Origin of the sequence: Thalassobacillus sp. CUG 92003 (genome assembly GCF_013618635.1) — a bacterium.
Lineage (GTDB): Bacteria > Bacillota > Bacilli > Bacillales > Halobacillaceae > CUG-92003.
The window spans coordinates 125,951-141,387 of the sequence record NZ_JABLSJ010000007.1 but is presented as its reverse complement, the minus strand read 5'-3'; the positions used below and the strand labels follow the sequence as shown (position 1 = coordinate 141,387).

Sequence of the window (15,437 nt, the reverse complement as noted above, 5' to 3'; positions counted from 1 at the left end):
GGAAGCTTGCACTGAAAAAGCTTTCATGCTCGTGATTATATGGGCTATCGGTTCCCTGTAAGCAGATTCGTAACCAAGTGATTTCGAGAAGCCTATATGGTAAGGGCCGTTGGGGAAGGATGAGACTCCCCTCTGAAAGCGGAGGCGTCTTGGTCAGCGGCGTATGGACTGGACTGAGCTGTAGGAGATAAAGGAAACACGAAGAACGACGTGATTCGATGTTGACTTATCGTACAGAAGCGAGGGAAGTCTCACTAGCCGCTAGACGCCGGAGCTGGATAGGTCAAATAAGGCACCCCTTTGATCTAGAGGGCAAACCCCTATAATTTAGAAGGAGCAAGGCAAGACCCCGCAAGGCTTGCCAGTTCCCCCGCAGGAAAGCGAATCCTTCCCCAACGGCCCTTCACTCCCACAAACACCTCGAAATCGAGAGCGAAAGGCTCAGTTTCGATATAAATATAAACTTCAAATATTAACAACAAACTTTAACACAGCCTAAGAAAAAGGAGTGTCCTCATGGAATTATCAACAGACCGACTGTATATGCGGCCTTATACCAATCACGATGAGGATTTTCTCATGATGATGCTTTCAGATCCAGACATGATGCGGTTTATTGGTAATGGTCAGCCAAAAGACAGCTCGGGTGTTAAGGCTTTTTTAGATTGGATTTTTCAAACATACGAAACGGATTCGACACGTGACTTACACGTTGTCGTTAGAAAACGGGATCATGTTCGAGTGGGTCATGCCGGCTTGATCCCCCAACACATCAATGGAGAAAACGAAGTCGAAATCGGCTACTGGGTCGCATCTCCATTTTGGGGAGAAGGCTATGCCACGGAAGCAGCCCTGGCGTTAACTAAGCATGGGCTGGAAACACAAAGGGAGCCTCGTCTGATCGCTATCATTCAACCCGGGAACAAAGCGTCCATTGGTGTAGCCGCAAAAACGGGCATGACCTTTGAACAAGAGCTCGTGCATCAGGGGAACACCGTGCATCTCTATGCGATCACAACCGACACCTGGGACTCGGAATAGCAATCGAGCAGAATGCAAAGATTAGCCATGACCCCTCAATTAAAGAAAAGCGAGGGTAACGCGGACCCTTATTAAGGAGTGATCATGTGAACGTCAGAATTGAAATGATCTATAAGACGCCTAAAGGCACGGATGCAACATTCAATTCCGAGGAAATGGGGGCAGGTCGAGCCATTTTGATCGCTGAAGATTTAGAGAAAATCGGCCGTGCCAAACACATGACATTTGTGGACAGCTCAGATCAGACGTGGACCATGAAAGAACTGAAAGCGTATATGAAAGGTATCGAAACCGAGCCCCATAACATTACGGTCTATTTTGATGGCGGGTTTGATCTCAAGACGAAGCGCTCTGGGTTAGGTTGTGCCATCTATTATGAGCAGAACGGCAAGTCAATGCGCATACGTAAAAATGCCTTAGTGTCAGAGCTCGATACAAATAATGAAGCGGAATATGCTGCCCTTCACCTGGGATTAAAGGAATTGGAATTGTTGGGCGTGCATCATTTGCAGGTCAAGCTTGCGGGTGATTCTCAGGTGGTCATCAACCAGTTGAATGGGGAGTGGCCTTGTTATGAAACGGCATTATCAACCTGGGCGGATCGCGTAGAAAACAAGCTGCAGCAATTAGGCCTCCAGCCTGATTATGAGCTCGTCTCCAGAAAGAAGAATCGGGAGGCCGATCATCTAGCTTCGCAGGCTTTAAATGAAATAGAGATTACAAGTACAACAGAAGTGAAAACAGAGCCATAACGAGGATGTTTCACTCGCCATGGGTTGACCTTTATTGATGCTTGTCCGTATTGCTCATGATAAAATGAGGAAAGCGACCCTAACATGAACGGGGGTCGCTTCAAGACCTCGAAGATGGAGGGGAAGCGCATGGATCCATTAGACGTTGTGAGTGATTTACATAAAATCAAACCCGTCTATCAACCAATTGTGAGTGCCATCAGGCATTCGGTGGCAGGGTATGAAACGTTTGGCCGCATTCAGAATGGTGAGGAATGGCTGAGTCTCGGCGATTTTTTTCATAACCGGGATGTGCCGGAAGAATTCAAGGTTGAAGTCGATCAACATCTGCTCCATATCGTGATGACGGAGATGCTTGAGACCAATACGGAAGGTTATGTGTTTATCAACCGAAATGCGAAGCAATTGATGGTGAATAATGGCGAAGACCTATTAGAATCGCTGCTTATGTTCGAGCAAAAAGGATTTGCCATGAATCGGATTGTCATCGAAGTGACAGAACATGACTTCGACGAAGAGTTTGAAGAGCTCATACATTTACTTCTCTACTATAAAACGTTCGGCATCCAGATTGCTGTTGATGATGTCGGGGCTAAAAGCTCGAACATCGATCGCATCCGTCAGCTGGAGCCTCACATTTTAAAAGTTGATACGGGGATCATCCGTCACAATGACTCTGATGGTTTTCACGATATCATCTACTCGTTATCCTTGTTAGCTCATCGAATAGGTGCAGCGTTGTTATTCGAGAATATTGAAGACAATTTTCAACTGCAGTTTGCCTGGAAACACGGGGGTCATTTTTATCAAGGCTTTTATCTTGCCCGCCCGGTCTTTGAGCTTAAAGACGCGCACCACATCTCTGTGAATGTCAGCGAAAAAATTACGGATTATATTTTACGTGAAAAAGCATTAGTGGAAGATCGGCGTAACCATGTTCTGCATTGGGAACAGAAAGTGAAATCACTGCTCCCTCAATGGGGAGGGGTCAAAAAGGTTGATGCCTTTATCGATACGCTCACCGCTCAATTTAACACGGAAAGCTTCCGTATGTTTGTGTGTAACAGTTACGGGGAGCAAGTTTCAGCTAACTTTAGAAAACGGGAAGGAAACTGGGAAACCGAACCAGATAAAAAAGGATCGAATTGGGCGTTTCGTCCTTATTTCTTAGAGAATACGATGGAAATGAGAACATCGAGCAGAGGTATCTTATCAGAGAATTATTCAGATATTGAAACGCGGGAAATGATTCGGACATTCAGCTTCCCTTTATCTGAGCAATACTTTTTATTTGTGGATATCTGTTATTCCTTTATCTATGAAAATGAATCCCTTCTCATCTAAGACTTAGACACCTATAAACGCCTTCCTTTCCGATGCAAAAAACGGCCATCCTTAAGAAAAACAGGGTGGATGGCTCTCGCTTGTCCCATTAAACGGCCGAGGTTCACGTGAGCTCCGTAATAATAGCATTGCCATACAATTTTTGTGCAATATTGAGCATTGGGCATATGTTTCAGCGGTGTGAAAACACGGTATTCAGTATGCGGGTACGTGGTATAGAGGTCTTCTAAGTAATCGGCTGCCCGTTTGCCCATCTCTATATTTTTTGGCGCGTAGATGGTAATCGCCCTGAACTTACGGAAAAAGTCCGCAATCGTATCATGCACCAGGCCAGCGGGAATGGAATGGACGATGTTTCGATGATGGTCGACCATTCCTACGTGCCCGACATATTTGGAATCACGCTTTCCTATAGGAGAAAAAAGTAAGTCCCCAGGCTGAATCGCAATGGCTGTTCCCGGGTAGCACTCCTCATCATTTCCAGAGCTAGGTGCCTGCGCTTTTTTAGGTCTTACTAACAATATCAGTCCGCTTAATAAGATGCCTAAGCTAGATATAGCAGTTCGTTTGCCCATGGTATTCATTCCTTAGTCATAGATTAATGTGCGTTTGTGTGGAGGCTAAAAGAAATCAAGAAAGTTTGGTTGATCGTGCGGGATGAGATGCTCTAGCCGAGAAACGTCTTGCTCGTTAATGTCAAGCAGATTCAAAGCCGTAAGCTCCTTCGGTCTCATATAGCCCAACAATAATGTGCTTAAGCTGTTAATGGTCAACGTTACGTCGATTACGTCCTGTTTCTCTTGATTGTTATGGCGAGGGGGGTCCATTTGGAAGGTGCCGTTGTTCCATGGTGCATATTCGTCTCGAAGATGAAAACGGAGACGTTCATTCGCATGCTTCCATTGAAACGGAAACATATCCAGGAAGCTTTTCGCATCCACGATCCTTACCATTCCATACAAGTGGTAGGTCACAGGTTGCTCAGGATCCTCGAGTGTATATAATAAGGGGTCCTCAGCGTGGAGTGAAATGTCGACTTCGGTGACCATGGAATCATGTTGGCAAATAAAATTCCATAAACCCTCCCTCGCCTCATGATTAAGCGGCACAAATTCGGGAATGACCATCCTTTCCTCGCCAATGCTATAGATTATATAACCCAGCGGCTGGTGATCGTCCCCGTAATAGACTGCGCCGATGGAGCGATCCAACACATTGTTCCTCCACCATGCAGTGGGGCGGTCAAACATCCCGATCATCTGCTGGGAATAGTCCCGATAAATTTCTTCTACATGGTCATTAAAGGCATCTTTTGTAAATCGTTTGATGTAACCTGGCGTCCGTGCTTTTGGTTGTAAGTCGGTCTGGTTGAGGGACATCTTCTTATAATGTGAAAACAACTCCCACCCGTACTTCCGGTAGAAGGGGATAGAGAAGGGGTGCAGCACAGAGATCCACTGACCGTTATCTTTCATTTCCTTCAATGCGTGGATGAGAAGCGCTTTGACAAACCCCATGCGCCGATGCTCTGGGTAAGTGGCAATACTTGCAACCCCGCCCATCATCACGTTTTGCTGGTACATCCAAATGGAAAAAGGACGTATATGTAATTTGGCTGCAAGTTGGTTTTCAGCAAAAATGCCATATAATGATTCGGTTTCATAGCGTTTCATTTTTTCGGTTATAGTTTCTTCAGTCAAAGGGCTTTGAAAGGCATAGGCTGATAAATGGACGGCGTCTCGATAGTGATTGGGTCCAATCGGTACAATCTTCATGGGCGACTCCTTCTTTCTTCTCACACAATTATAGATTTATTGTGCCGGACTTCGTTGCGAGAGTCAAAAAAACGTGGATGGAAAGGAAGGCGTACATATGAAACTGACAGATACGATTTACGGTGAATATGTGATTGAAGGGGTATTAGAAGAGCTTATCATGAGTGCCCCGGTTCAGCGGTTGAAGGGCGTTTATCAGGGCGGCGCCAGTTTTTTAGTTAATGAGAAGTGGTGTGTTACACGGTACGAACACTCCATCGGGGTTATGCTATTGATCAGACGACTCGGTGGATCAATCGAGGAACAAATTGCAGGCTTGCTGCATGATGTGTCGCATACGGCGTTCTCCCACGTCGTTGATTTTGCTCTGGATCGGAAGGATGAAGATTATCATGACTCCATTTTTCAGCAAATCGTAATGGCTTCTGAGATTCCACGGATATTAGCAAGGCACGGGTACCAGGAACATGACGTGTTGTGGGATGAATCGAAGTGGACGCTGCTTGAGCAGCCGGCACCAGAACTATGTGCCGATCGTGTCGATTATACCTTGCGTGATATGTACCATTACGACTATATTGCATTGGATGAAGCTGTGAAATTTTTGGGCAATCTTGTTGTCATCGATGGTCGCATGTATCCGAAGCATTTGGCAGCGGCTGAATGGTTTGTTGAAACGTATTACAAAGAAGTCATCAGTTTCTTTATGGATCCATTAAATATATACGGCTATGATAGTTTAGCCCATACAATTAAGCTGGCGCTTGATCGATCAGTGATCAGTTTAGCCGATTTACAAGGGGAAGATAAAGCATTATGGCATAAGCTAAGCTCCGCAGAAGATCCCGAGATCCATAAGCAACTGCGAAAACTTCATCGCAATGTCCGGGTAAGAGAAGATCGGAACGACTATGATATTCACCGTAAGAGTAAAGCACGTCTAATCGACCCTTCCGTGCCGCAAGGAGATAAGGTAATCAAAGCTTCTTCCTTATCCCCTCGAGTCAAAAGCATGGGGGAAGAGGCTTTTAAGAAAGCACAAGAAGGGGTCTATATTAAAATAGAGTCAACTTAATGGCCGGATTGGAAGAGGTGTTGGTGGTATAGAGGCTGGTGAGACAAGTGGAATTGTTGTAAGTATTAAGGAGATGATGGAATTTAAGCACTTTTTAACAATTGGGAACGCTGACTGACCGCTTTTAAAATGAACATTTTATCCTGAGGCGTTAACATCGACCAACTGCATGCTTTAATTTTCATGCGGTTTCTCTCCCTTTCGCTATAGTTTTTTTGCTTATGCGTAACCTATACCGCGTAATTAAACAAGATAAACAACACAAATACCAACAAATTGTGCGGTTTGAGACGGGAACGGTGTAGATAAGCCAAGAACTGATGTCGGGGAGACACGAACGAGTGAGAAACGGGGGACATCCTGAGGATAAATAAACAGAAAAAAATGTGCCTGCTCGTGATCGTCAGGCACATTTTTTCGTTTTATTCCGGATCTTCTCCAATGATTCTTACTTCTCGTTCCAAATCGACGCCGAATTTTTCTTTGACGGTCTTTTGGACATGTTCAATCAATGAAATATAATCTGTCGTTGAGGCATTATCTTTATTGACGATGAAGCCCGCATGTTTGGTGGACACTTCTGCACCGCCGAAATTTGTTCCTTGCAGCTTACTATCTTGAATCAATTTGCCGGCAAAATATCCCGGCGGACGCTTGAACACGCTGCCGCAGGAAGGGTATTCCAGCGGTTGTTTCGATTCTCTTTTAAAGGTTAAATCATCCATAACCGCCTTGATGTCGTCATATTTAGCCGGCTTAAGATTAAACGTTGCTTCCAGGACAATATCCCCGTTATCCGGGATGTTGCTGGTGCGGTAATCCAATTCAAGTTCCGAGGCCAGGCGCTTTTTTAAGTTCCCTTCGCGATCTACGACATAAGCGTAATCGAGCACATCTTTGATTTCTCCACCGTAAGCCCCTGCGTTCATGTAAAGCGCTCCGCCCACAGTACCGGGAATGCCGCAAGCAAATTCCAAACCTGACAAACTTTGCTCCAGCGCATAACGGGAGGCGTCAATAATTCTCGCCCCGCTCTGGGCGACGAGAGTGTTTTCTTCAGTGGAGATATCGTCCAAATGTTTCAAGTTGATGATTATACCTCGGATACCGCCGTCTTTGATAATGAGGTTAGAGCCATTCCCAAGCAGCGTGAAGGGTATGTTTGCCTCATTAGAAAGTTTAACGACATTCTGCACTTCCTCGTATGTCGTTGGCGTAATAAAAAAATCGGCTTTGCCACCGAGCCTGGTATATAAATGATTTTTAAGCGTCTCGTTCACTTTGATATTGCCAAATTTAACTAATTTAACTAATTGCTCGTATATATCATCATGTTTCATGTCATCATCATTCCCATTTCAAAGAATATTTTACGACTCAAGGAGCCATTTTGCCCCTTTTCATTTTCCGTTATTCTCATATATTAGCATATGTAGGTTATATAATTGAAGTTAACGGACTATTACAAGCATGTTCTTTCCCTGTAAGGGGCTTGGAGTTGGTTGGGGAATCAACTCGCTTTCCCGGTACCGTCGAGTCTGATCGGTTGCTTGACTGAAATAGTGTAAGAGTAGAAGATTGCCTCTTCAAGATAGAGACGTAGATCCGTGAAGGGGGAGTGCTTGCTGAGAATTGACGGGAATGATTGAAAATAGTGGTAGCGCGATGGCACGCGTAAAAAAAGCACTTTGGCAAACGGCATGACAGTTCGAAATGCCCAATAGCCAAAGTGCTGGGAGATAGGAAGTGTCTTGTGGTTTGCTGGCGCTTATGCTTCCCAGTCTTTATAGGTTTTTCCTTCTTCCACGTACGATTTGAAATATTTTTGCAGCAGGTCCTCCCAACCTTCTGTATAAGAACGGTGCCAATCCGGATCAAGCAGACCAGCAGCATGATGCGAGAGGGATACGACTGTTTCGTCTCCTTTTTCGTTAAGCGTGAACGTATAGCTGCTCGTTACCGCTCCATTCATGCCAAGAATGCCATCCATACGGATTTCAAACGGAGCGTGGATGAACGTGACGGTTCCCCAAAGCGCCCCATAGTTATTGGATTTTCGTTCAATAAATTGTCCGCCTAGTTTGGGTTCGAATAGCAATTCTGACCCCTCGCCGCATACTCTGAATGACCACCATGCATCAATTTCTTCCGTCAAAGCGGTGAAAACCTGTGAAATGGGTGCTTTCACTTTAACTTCCTGCTCAATTTGAAATGAATCATGTTTGAAACCTTCGTTTGCCATTGAAATCGTTCCCCTTTCATAATGTGATTGGATTGTTGATATAGAACGTGCCAAATCAGACTGATATTGAGTCATCCAACGATCATACATGTGGTGTAAAGGGAGAGCATTCAAGTGATTTTCACGTATTCTCCCTTTTCGTCTAGCGGAAACCAGATCAGCTTCTTCGAGATAGGCTAAGTGTTTCATCACAGCATACCGACTGACATCTTGAAACTGGTCACTCAAGTAGCCGGTTGTTTTAGGTCCGTCCTTCAATAGGTCAAGTATGCTTCTGCGGATAGGGTGGGTAAGGGCTTTGAACGTAACGGTCAATCCCTCCTCACGCGGCAATGACGTCACCTACTTTCTGATTGTTACCTTAGAGTAACATATCCGTAAGTCTATTGTATCTTTTCCATTTTCAAAATACTATACACACTTACAAATTAAGGAAAAGTGTTCACGGTTGTTTGATGTGCTACAATTGGAGCGATCATATTCTTAATAAGATGCACGAATCGCGAGGAATTTGCTTGCATTGAAGGACTTTTGCAGTTGGTAGGCTTTAAGGAGGAAAATGAAATGACAAGACTGGGATTAATTCGGCACGGCAGCACAGCCTGGAACAAGGAGGGACGAGCACAAGGCACATCAGACATACCTTTGAATGAAGAAGGGCGGCGCCAGGCAGAAAAATTGGCGAAGCGGCTTAGCCATGAGGAGTGGGACGTGATATACAGCAGTGACTTGCAACGAGCTCAAGAAACAGCTGAATGGATTGCTTACCATAGCAAGGGACTGACACTTAAGCTGGATCGTCGGTTGCGTGAAGTCGATGGAGGCAAAATTGAAGGCACAACCGAAGAAGAAAGAATAAAGGCATGGGGGGAAACATGGCGAGATGAAGAGCTCGGAGTAGAAAAACGAGCGAGCGTCATTGCAAGAGGGCTCTCCATTATTGAAGAGATACATAAGCACCATGGCAACCAGAACATTTTGATTGTCAGTCACGGTTCTTTTTTGCGGAAATTGTTAAGTGAATTGGCTCCGGATCAACCCTCTGAATTGTCTTTAGACAACACGTCTCTCTCGAAAGTGTGCTTCAGAGACGAGAAGTGGTGCATAGATTTGTATAACTGCATCGAACATTTGTAGAAGTGACGCTCTTGGTTTTTTAAAAGGGGTTCTTTGTACAAAAGGAAAACGGCGCAGTTTTATCGTACTGGTTTTAAAGAGTGGCGGGAATGGGAAGTAGAATATGAGATTCCCGGTAGCGAAGTCCCACATAAAGCTTAAGGGGCACACGAACCATATTGGGATGACCCTTATCAGAGTTATTCCACTCAGCCTTTAGCGTCAAGAAATCTAATAGTGATGGTGGTAAAATGAACAAGAAAATGCTTGTTGTATCAAACATGTATCCAGGGAAGCGCCATACGACCTTTGGAATTTTCGTAAAAAATCAAGTGGAAAAATTGCGCGAGCGCCAGTTTGATGTCGATGTCGCCGCTATACATGACCCGAGGATGAGTAAGGTTCATGTGGTGAAGAAGTACCTGCTTTGGTTGTTGAAAACTGTGCGCATCCTGATCATGAAAGGGAAATCCTATGATGTCATACACGCGCATTACGTCTTTCCGAGCGGCTTCCTCGCTTTGTGGTTCAAATCGTTGTTCGGGACCAAGCTCGTGGTGACAGCGCATGGCGGGGACATTGATAAAATGCCGAACAAAGGTCCTTTTTTCTTTAAGCAGACGAAAAAGATCCTTCATAAGGCGGATGAAATCATTGCGGTAGGCGAAGGCTTGAAGCGTGATATGATTCAACGATTTCAAGTGGATGAAGCTAAAGTCTCCGTGATGAGTATGGGGGTCGATAGAGAGGTGTTTCAAGCTAAGGAGAAACAGGCAGCTCAGGAAGACCTTAATCTTGCCCATGACCGTTTCCGCTTTTTATTTGTGGGAAATTATATCAAAGAAAAGGGCCTTATGGAGTTATTAGCGGCTTTCAAACAAGTGAAACAGCACCATCCTGAATCTGAGCTTCATTTTATCGGCTCGCCTAAACAACCCGAATTTTTACAAGAGATGAAACAGTATGTTCAGGATCATGAGGTGCACGATGTAAAGATTCACGGACCGATGAATCAACGGCAAGTAGCCGAATGGATGGCAGCGGTTGACGTATTTGTCCTACCATCCTATATCGAAGGGTTCGGATTGGTCGCTGTTGAAGCCATGTCTTGCGGGACGCCGGTCATCGGCAGTGATGTTGGCGGGTTATCATACTTGTTGAGTGAAGGCACTGGCCGCTTGGTTACGCCTCGGGATACCGAATCGTTAAGAGCCGCTATGGCAGAGATGATAAAGGATCCAGCCATGAGAAGTGCCTATAGACAAAAAGGTGAAAAGCTGGCACAGAAGAACGATATGGAACACCTCATTACCCGTTTAACCGAGATTTACCAATGAACGGAGCGAATTCGGATGAAAACAGATAAAAAGTTATTATTGATTTCCTCCATCGGGGGGCATCTGACTCAACTCTTGCAACTCAAACCACTATTTGAAATGTATGACTACCATCTCGTAACTGAAAAATCCGAAATCACGAAACAACTAAAAGACCAGCACCCTGCTTCGTTGCTCGTCTATGGCGCGCGTAATTATCCCATTCGCTATGTATTTAAGTTCTCGTATAATATCATCAAGTCGTTGGTGATATTTTTGCGTGAACGTCCGGATGTGGTGATTACGACTGGTGTACACACAGCGGTACCGATGTGCTATATCGCAAAGTTATTCCGGAAGAAGGTCATTTTCATCGAAAGTTTTGCCAAATCCTCCAGTCCGACATTGGCGGGTAAAATTGTTTATCCGATTGCCGATTTGTTTATCGTCCAATGGGAAACGATGAAGCAAGTCTATCCTAAAGCCGTATACGGGGGGAGTATCTACTGAATGAGGGAAAGCCAATTACTGCAAAATCGATTGTTGATTTTCCAAGTGCGAATTGATGTATTGCTCTCAAATTATGATAAACTGTAACAGGATACGATTACATAGAATCTAGATGAAGGAGTGGAAGTATGAAGGTACGTAAAGCTATTATCCCCGCTGCCGGCCTGGGAACGCGATTTTTGCCGGCCACGAAAGCTCAACCTAAAGAAATGTTGCCGATCGTGGATAAACCGACCATCCAATACATTGTAGAAGAAGCGGTAGCCTCCGGGATTGAAGATATCATTATTGTGTCAGGACGAGGCAAACGTGCCATAGAGGACCACTTTGATAAATCCTATGAATTAGAAGAAAAACTGGCCGAAAAAGAAAAACATGAGATGCTAAAAGAAGTGCAGGCTATTTCAGATCTTGCCAACATACACTATATCCGCCAAAAAGAACCAAAAGGGCTGGGGCATGCCATTCTTTGTGCCAGTCGATTTATAGGTAATGAACCATTTGCCATTCTGCTCGGTGATGATATTGTGCAATCCGATGACCCTTGCTTAGGTCAGTTGATCAAGGCTTATGATGAAAAAGATGCCTCCATTATTGGTGTGCAAGAAGTGCCTGAGGAATTAGTGTCAAGTTATGGGGTCATCAGCCCGGTCGACGGAGCCCAAGTAGACTCTGATATGATTCAAGTGTCTGATCTCGTTGAAAAGCCGAGTAAGGAAGAAGCACCTTCAAATTTTGCGATTATGGGCCGTTACGTCATGACGCCGGAAGTATTTGAGATATTGGAAACTCTTCCGCCTGGAAAAGGAAATGAGATCCAGCTAACCGATGCGATCAAAATTTTGAATACAAAACAACCGGTGTGGGCTTACAAATTCAAAGGGGCCCGTTATGACATAGGAAACAAGCTCGGGTTTATTGATGCAACGATCGACTTTGCATTGAACCGTTCGGATTTAAAAGAGGATATTGAAGCCCTGCTTGAACGCAAACTTAAAAAAATTAACAATTAAGTTGGTGAAACCATGAAAATATCTGTAATTGGCACAGGCTATGTCGGTTTGGTGACCGGTGTGTGTCTGACCGATGTCGGTCATCAGGTTACCTGTATCGATATTGATGAAAAAAAAATCGAATCGATGAAAAAAGGCCATTCGCCCATTTATGAACCTGGACTCGATGAATTAATGAAAAAAAACATTAAGGCTGGCCGTTTATATTTTACTTCTGATTATGCTTCAGGTGTGAAAGATGCAGAGGTTGTGGTGATCGCAGTCGGCACGCCGCAGTCAAAAGATGGTTCTGCAGACTTGCAATATTTAGAAAAGGCTTGCCGCAGTATTGCGCAATCGTTGCAAAACGATACGGTGGTCGTGACGAAAAGTACCGTGCCGGTGGGGACGAATGAGTATGTCGCCAAAGTCATCCGGGAAAACGTTGTAAACGACGTCCAGGTGACGGTAGCATCGAACCCTGAATTCCTGCGTGAAGGCTCGGCTATTTATGACACCTTCAATGGCGATCGGATCATTATCGGGGCAGAAGATGATGAGACGCTTGCTACTGTAGCTCGTATCTATCAAGGTTTTGATATGACGATTGTCAAAACAGACTTACGTAGCGCTGAAATGATCAAATATGCTTCCAATGCCTTTCTGGCAACGAAAATCAGCTTTATCAATGAATTGAGTAACGTCTGTGAACAACTTGGGGCAAACATTGAGAACGTGGCGGAAGGCATGGGCATGGATCAACGGATTGGCAACAAGTTCTTGAATGCCGGTGTAGGTTATGGTGGCTCTTGTTTCCCTAAAGATACCCAGGCCCTACTTTCCATTGGAAGAAATGTCGGCGTCAACATGCCGATCATTCAAAGTGTCATTGAGACGAATGATAAACAGCAGCGGATCATCGTCGATAAGATCAAACATCGTTTTACTGATTTGACGACGAAAAAGATAGCTGTGTTGGGACTGGCTTTCAAACCGAACACCGATGATATGCGTGATGCGCCGTCCATCAAAGTAGTTCGGGAATTAGTGGATGCAGGCGCGGAAGTGCACGCTTATGATCCGATAGCCAGTGAGAATGCCAAAGTCTATTTGCCTGGCGCAACCATCTATCATGATTCAATCGAAGAGGCACTAGCTGATAAAGATTTTGTCGTGATCATGACGGATTGGCCGGAATTCAAAGACTATTCGATCGAAAATTACAGCCGTTTACTAAAACAGCCGGTTATCTTTGATGGGAGGAATTGCTATTCCCTGGCTGACGCGAATCAAGCAGACTTGGAATACCATTCCATTGGCCGCCCGACCGTCAACCAAAAAGAATAAGCGAAAAAAGCAGTCGTTCCGGCTGCTTTTTTCTAAATGCGTATGCTTTAACGAAAGGACGCTTTAATCTAGTAAAATATTGTTATTTTCTGAATATTGATTGCGAAGCGTCTTGCAAATTAGTATCATCATTGTAAGTAGTCAAAATGAATCAATTCAACAACCTCCTTGGGAAGGATGAGTCAATTGGCAGATAAACAGGATCTACGCATTCGCAGTAAAGTTATAAGTGACGATCCAAACCGTGTCCCGAATCGATCGATGCTTCGGGCTGTGGGATTTGAAGATGAAGATTTTAAAAAGCCGATGATTGGAGTGGCAAGTACATGGAGTGAAGTGACACCATGTAATGTCCACATTGATCAGCTAGCTCGAGACGCTAAAGGAGGAGCAGCTGATAACGGCGGAGCTCCCATGATTTTTAATACAATTACAGTTTCTGATGGTATTGCGATGGGGCACGAAGGCATGCACTATTCGCTTCCGAGTCGTGAAGTGATTGCCGATTCGATTGAAACAGTCACGAATGCCGAACGGTTAGATGGCGTGGTGGCTATTGGCGGCTGCGATAAAACGACCCCGGCTTGTGTGATGGCCATCGGACGCATGAATATTCCTTCCGTCTATGTTTACGGCGGAACTATTCAACCAGGTAAATTGAATGGAAAGGATATCGATATCGTTTCGTCATTTGAAGCAGTCGGTCAATATCAACAAGGGATCATCAATGATGAAGAACTCCATCAAGTAGAATGCAATGCCTGCCCCGGAGCTGGAGCCTGCGGCGGTATGTATACGGCAAACACCATGGCAGCAGCAGTTGAAGCGTTGGGCTTGAGTATCCCCGGCTCCTCTTCAACGCCGGCAGTCAATGATTATAAACAATCAGAATGCCGCCAGGCCGGAGAAATGGTTATCAATTTGCTCGAACAAGGCATTTATCCCCGCGACATCATGACGAAAAAGGCATTCGAAAATGCCATTACCGTTGTGATGGCCCTCGGCGGGTCAACTAATGCTTTGCTGCACTTGACGGCTATGGCTCACTCCGCAGACGTAGAGTTGAGCTTGGATGATTTTGAAGTGGTGCGTCAGCGTGTTCCTCACATTGCCGATTTGAAGCCGAGTGGAAAATATGTCATGCAGGATTTATTTGAAATCGGCGGTGTGCCAGGCGTCATGAAATTACTCCATGAGCATGACCTTCTTCATGGAGACTGCCTCACTGTTACAGGTAAGACGATAGCAGAAAACTTGGGCGATGCGCCTTCGTTGAAAGAGGGACAAGATATCATCCGCTCCTTGGACGATCCCATCAAACCAAACGGACCCTTAGTCGTCCTGCGTGGGAACCTTGCCCCTGAGGGAGCGGTCGCTAAAATGTCCGGGCAGACCATCAGCCGATTTGAAGGGCCAGCGCGTGTTTACGATAGTGAAGCCGATGCTACGAGAGCGATCATGGATAACGAAATTCAAGAAGGAGACGTTCTTGTCGTCCGTCATGTAGGGCCAAAAGGTGGTCCCGGTATGCCGGAAATGCTCTCCATCACCGCCATGATCGTCGGCCGTGGCTTAGGCGGGAAAGTCGCCCTATTGACTGACGGGCGTTTCTCCGGCGGCTCACACGGATTTGTCATCGGACATGTGGCCCCTGAAGCCCATGTAGGTGGTCCAATCGGGTTATTAAAAGAAGGCGATACGATTACAATTGACAGCGAAACCCAGCAAATCAATTTTGCAGTCAGTGATGAAGAATTTGAACGGCGAACCCGTGAATGGGTCCAGCCTGAACTCAAGCATAAGACAGGGGTGCTTGCGAAATATGCCCATCTCGTCTCCTCATCAGCCAAAGGTGCTGTAACGGATAAAAACTTAGAATAAGTGAACGGGAGCCAGCTGTTTATGAGCTGGCTCTTTTTTGTTGCTT

At 45.2% G+C, this 15,437-nt stretch carries 14 protein-coding genes; 10 read left to right on the top strand and 4 right to left on the bottom strand.

The features are described 5' to 3' along the window. The first annotated feature begins 516 nt into the window (after positions 1-516). The 3 genes from HOP45_RS12425 to HOP45_RS12415 all read left to right on the top strand — a co-directional run bounded on the left by HOP45_RS12425 (position 517) and on the right by HOP45_RS12415 (position 3,137). Entirely contained in the window at positions 517-1,041 is a 525-nt protein-coding gene (locus HOP45_RS12425) for a GNAT family N-acetyltransferase (RefSeq protein WP_181349613.1), read from the top strand. An 86-nt stretch (positions 1,042-1,127) separates the two neighbouring features. Further along, positions 1,128-1,793: a reverse transcriptase-like protein gene (locus HOP45_RS12420; RefSeq protein ID WP_181349612.1), complete on the top strand. Its 666-nt coding sequence runs from the start codon at positions 1,128-1,130 to the stop codon at positions 1,791-1,793. Between the two features lie 129 nt (positions 1,794-1,922). Next, positions 1,923-3,137 carry an EAL domain-containing protein gene (locus tag HOP45_RS12415; protein ID WP_181349611.1) on the top strand — a complete coding sequence of 405 codons (1,215 nt, stop codon included), beginning with the start codon at positions 1,923-1,925 and terminating at the stop codon, positions 3,135-3,137. Between the two features lie 11 nt (positions 3,138-3,148). Here HOP45_RS12415 and HOP45_RS12410 read toward each other — a convergent pair whose 3' ends face one another. Together HOP45_RS12410 and HOP45_RS12405 are read right to left on the bottom strand one after the other, a co-directional pair. Further along, the gene (locus HOP45_RS12410) at positions 3,149-3,712 is read right to left on the bottom strand and encodes a C40 family peptidase (RefSeq protein ID WP_181349610.1); all 564 of its coding nucleotides are present in this window, start codon (positions 3,710-3,712) and stop codon (positions 3,149-3,151) included. Positions 3,713-3,757: 45 nt separating this feature from the next. Continuing rightward, a complete protein-coding gene (locus HOP45_RS12405; protein WP_181349609.1) occupies positions 3,758-4,912 on the bottom strand; it encodes a GNAT family N-acetyltransferase in 1,155 nt (384 codons plus the stop codon). Positions 4,913-5,009: 97 nt separating this feature from the next. Between HOP45_RS12405 and HOP45_RS12400 the strand changes: the two genes are divergently transcribed. After that, on the top strand, positions 5,010-5,987 hold the full coding sequence (locus HOP45_RS12400) for an HD domain-containing protein (protein ID WP_181349608.1): 978 nt from the start codon (positions 5,010-5,012) through the stop codon (positions 5,985-5,987). A gap of 422 nt (positions 5,988-6,409) precedes the next feature. Here the strand turns inward: HOP45_RS12400 and murB are convergent, their stop codons facing one another. Further along, entirely contained in the window at positions 6,410-7,327 is a 918-nt protein-coding gene (murB, locus tag HOP45_RS12395; protein WP_181349607.1) for a UDP-N-acetylmuramate dehydrogenase, read from the bottom strand. A 428-nt stretch (positions 7,328-7,755) separates the two neighbouring features. Beyond that, the gene (locus HOP45_RS12390) at positions 7,756-8,562 is read right to left on the bottom strand and encodes a helix-turn-helix domain-containing protein (RefSeq protein ID WP_219914600.1); all 807 of its coding nucleotides are present in this window, start codon (positions 8,560-8,562) and stop codon (positions 7,756-7,758) included. Between the two features lie 231 nt (positions 8,563-8,793). Here HOP45_RS12390 and HOP45_RS12385 point away from each other — a divergent pair, with 231 nt between their 5' ends. The 6 genes from HOP45_RS12385 (at position 8,794) to ilvD (ending at position 15,391) form a co-directional block, all read left to right on the top strand. Further along, a complete protein-coding gene (locus HOP45_RS12385; protein WP_181349605.1) occupies positions 8,794-9,366 on the top strand; it encodes a histidine phosphatase family protein in 573 nt (190 codons plus the stop codon). Positions 9,367-9,596: 230 nt separating this feature from the next. Next, on the top strand, positions 9,597-10,682 hold the full coding sequence (locus HOP45_RS12380; protein WP_181349604.1) for a glycosyltransferase: 1,086 nt from the start codon (positions 9,597-9,599) through the stop codon (positions 10,680-10,682). Between the two features lie 15 nt (positions 10,683-10,697). Then, positions 10,698-11,171, top strand: a complete 474-nt coding sequence (gene pssD / locus HOP45_RS12375; protein WP_181349603.1) for a PssD/Cps14F family polysaccharide biosynthesis glycosyltransferase — start codon at positions 10,698-10,700, stop codon at positions 11,169-11,171. A gap of 128 nt (positions 11,172-11,299) precedes the next feature. Next, positions 11,300-12,184, top strand: coding sequence for a UTP--glucose-1-phosphate uridylyltransferase GalU (galU, locus tag HOP45_RS12370; RefSeq protein WP_181349602.1), 885 nt, complete (start codon positions 11,300-11,302; stop codon positions 12,182-12,184). A 12-nt stretch (positions 12,185-12,196) separates the two neighbouring features. Next, a complete protein-coding gene (locus HOP45_RS12365; protein WP_181349601.1) occupies positions 12,197-13,510 on the top strand; it encodes a UDP-glucose dehydrogenase family protein in 1,314 nt (437 codons plus the stop codon). A 186-nt stretch (positions 13,511-13,696) separates the two neighbouring features. Next, positions 13,697-15,391, top strand: a complete 1,695-nt coding sequence (gene ilvD / locus HOP45_RS12360; RefSeq protein WP_370458017.1) for a dihydroxy-acid dehydratase — start codon at positions 13,697-13,699, stop codon at positions 15,389-15,391. Positions 15,392-15,437 lie beyond the last annotated feature (46 nt).

Bases quoted from the DNA above. Each gene is read 5' to 3' on its own strand.
- HOP45_RS12425 (WP_181349613.1), top strand. From the start codon at position 517: ATGGAATTATCAACAGACCGACTGTATATGCGGCCTTATACCAATCAC.
- HOP45_RS12415 (WP_181349611.1), top strand. From the start codon at position 1,923: ATGGATCCATTAGACGTTGTGAGTGATTTACATAAAATCAAACCCGTC.
- HOP45_RS12410 (WP_181349610.1), bottom strand. From the start codon at position 3,712: ATGGGCAAACGAACTGCTATATCTAGCTTAGGCATCTTATTAAGCGGA.
- HOP45_RS12405 (WP_181349609.1), bottom strand. From the start codon at position 4,912: ATGAAGATTGTACCGATTGGACCCAATCACTATCGAGACGCCGTCCAT.
- HOP45_RS12400 (WP_181349608.1), top strand. From the start codon at position 5,010: ATGAAACTGACAGATACGATTTACGGTGAATATGTGATTGAAGGGGTA.
- murB (WP_181349607.1), bottom strand. From the start codon at position 7,327: ATGAAACATGATGATATATACGAGCAATTAGTTAAATTAGTTAAATTT.
- HOP45_RS12385 (WP_181349605.1), top strand. From the start codon at position 8,794: ATGACAAGACTGGGATTAATTCGGCACGGCAGCACAGCCTGGAACAAG.
- HOP45_RS12380 (WP_181349604.1), top strand. From the start codon at position 9,597: ATGAACAAGAAAATGCTTGTTGTATCAAACATGTATCCAGGGAAGCGC.
- pssD (WP_181349603.1), top strand. From the start codon at position 10,698: ATGAAAACAGATAAAAAGTTATTATTGATTTCCTCCATCGGGGGGCAT.
- galU (WP_181349602.1), top strand. From the start codon at position 11,300: ATGAAGGTACGTAAAGCTATTATCCCCGCTGCCGGCCTGGGAACGCGA.
- HOP45_RS12365 (WP_181349601.1), top strand. From the start codon at position 12,197: ATGAAAATATCTGTAATTGGCACAGGCTATGTCGGTTTGGTGACCGGT.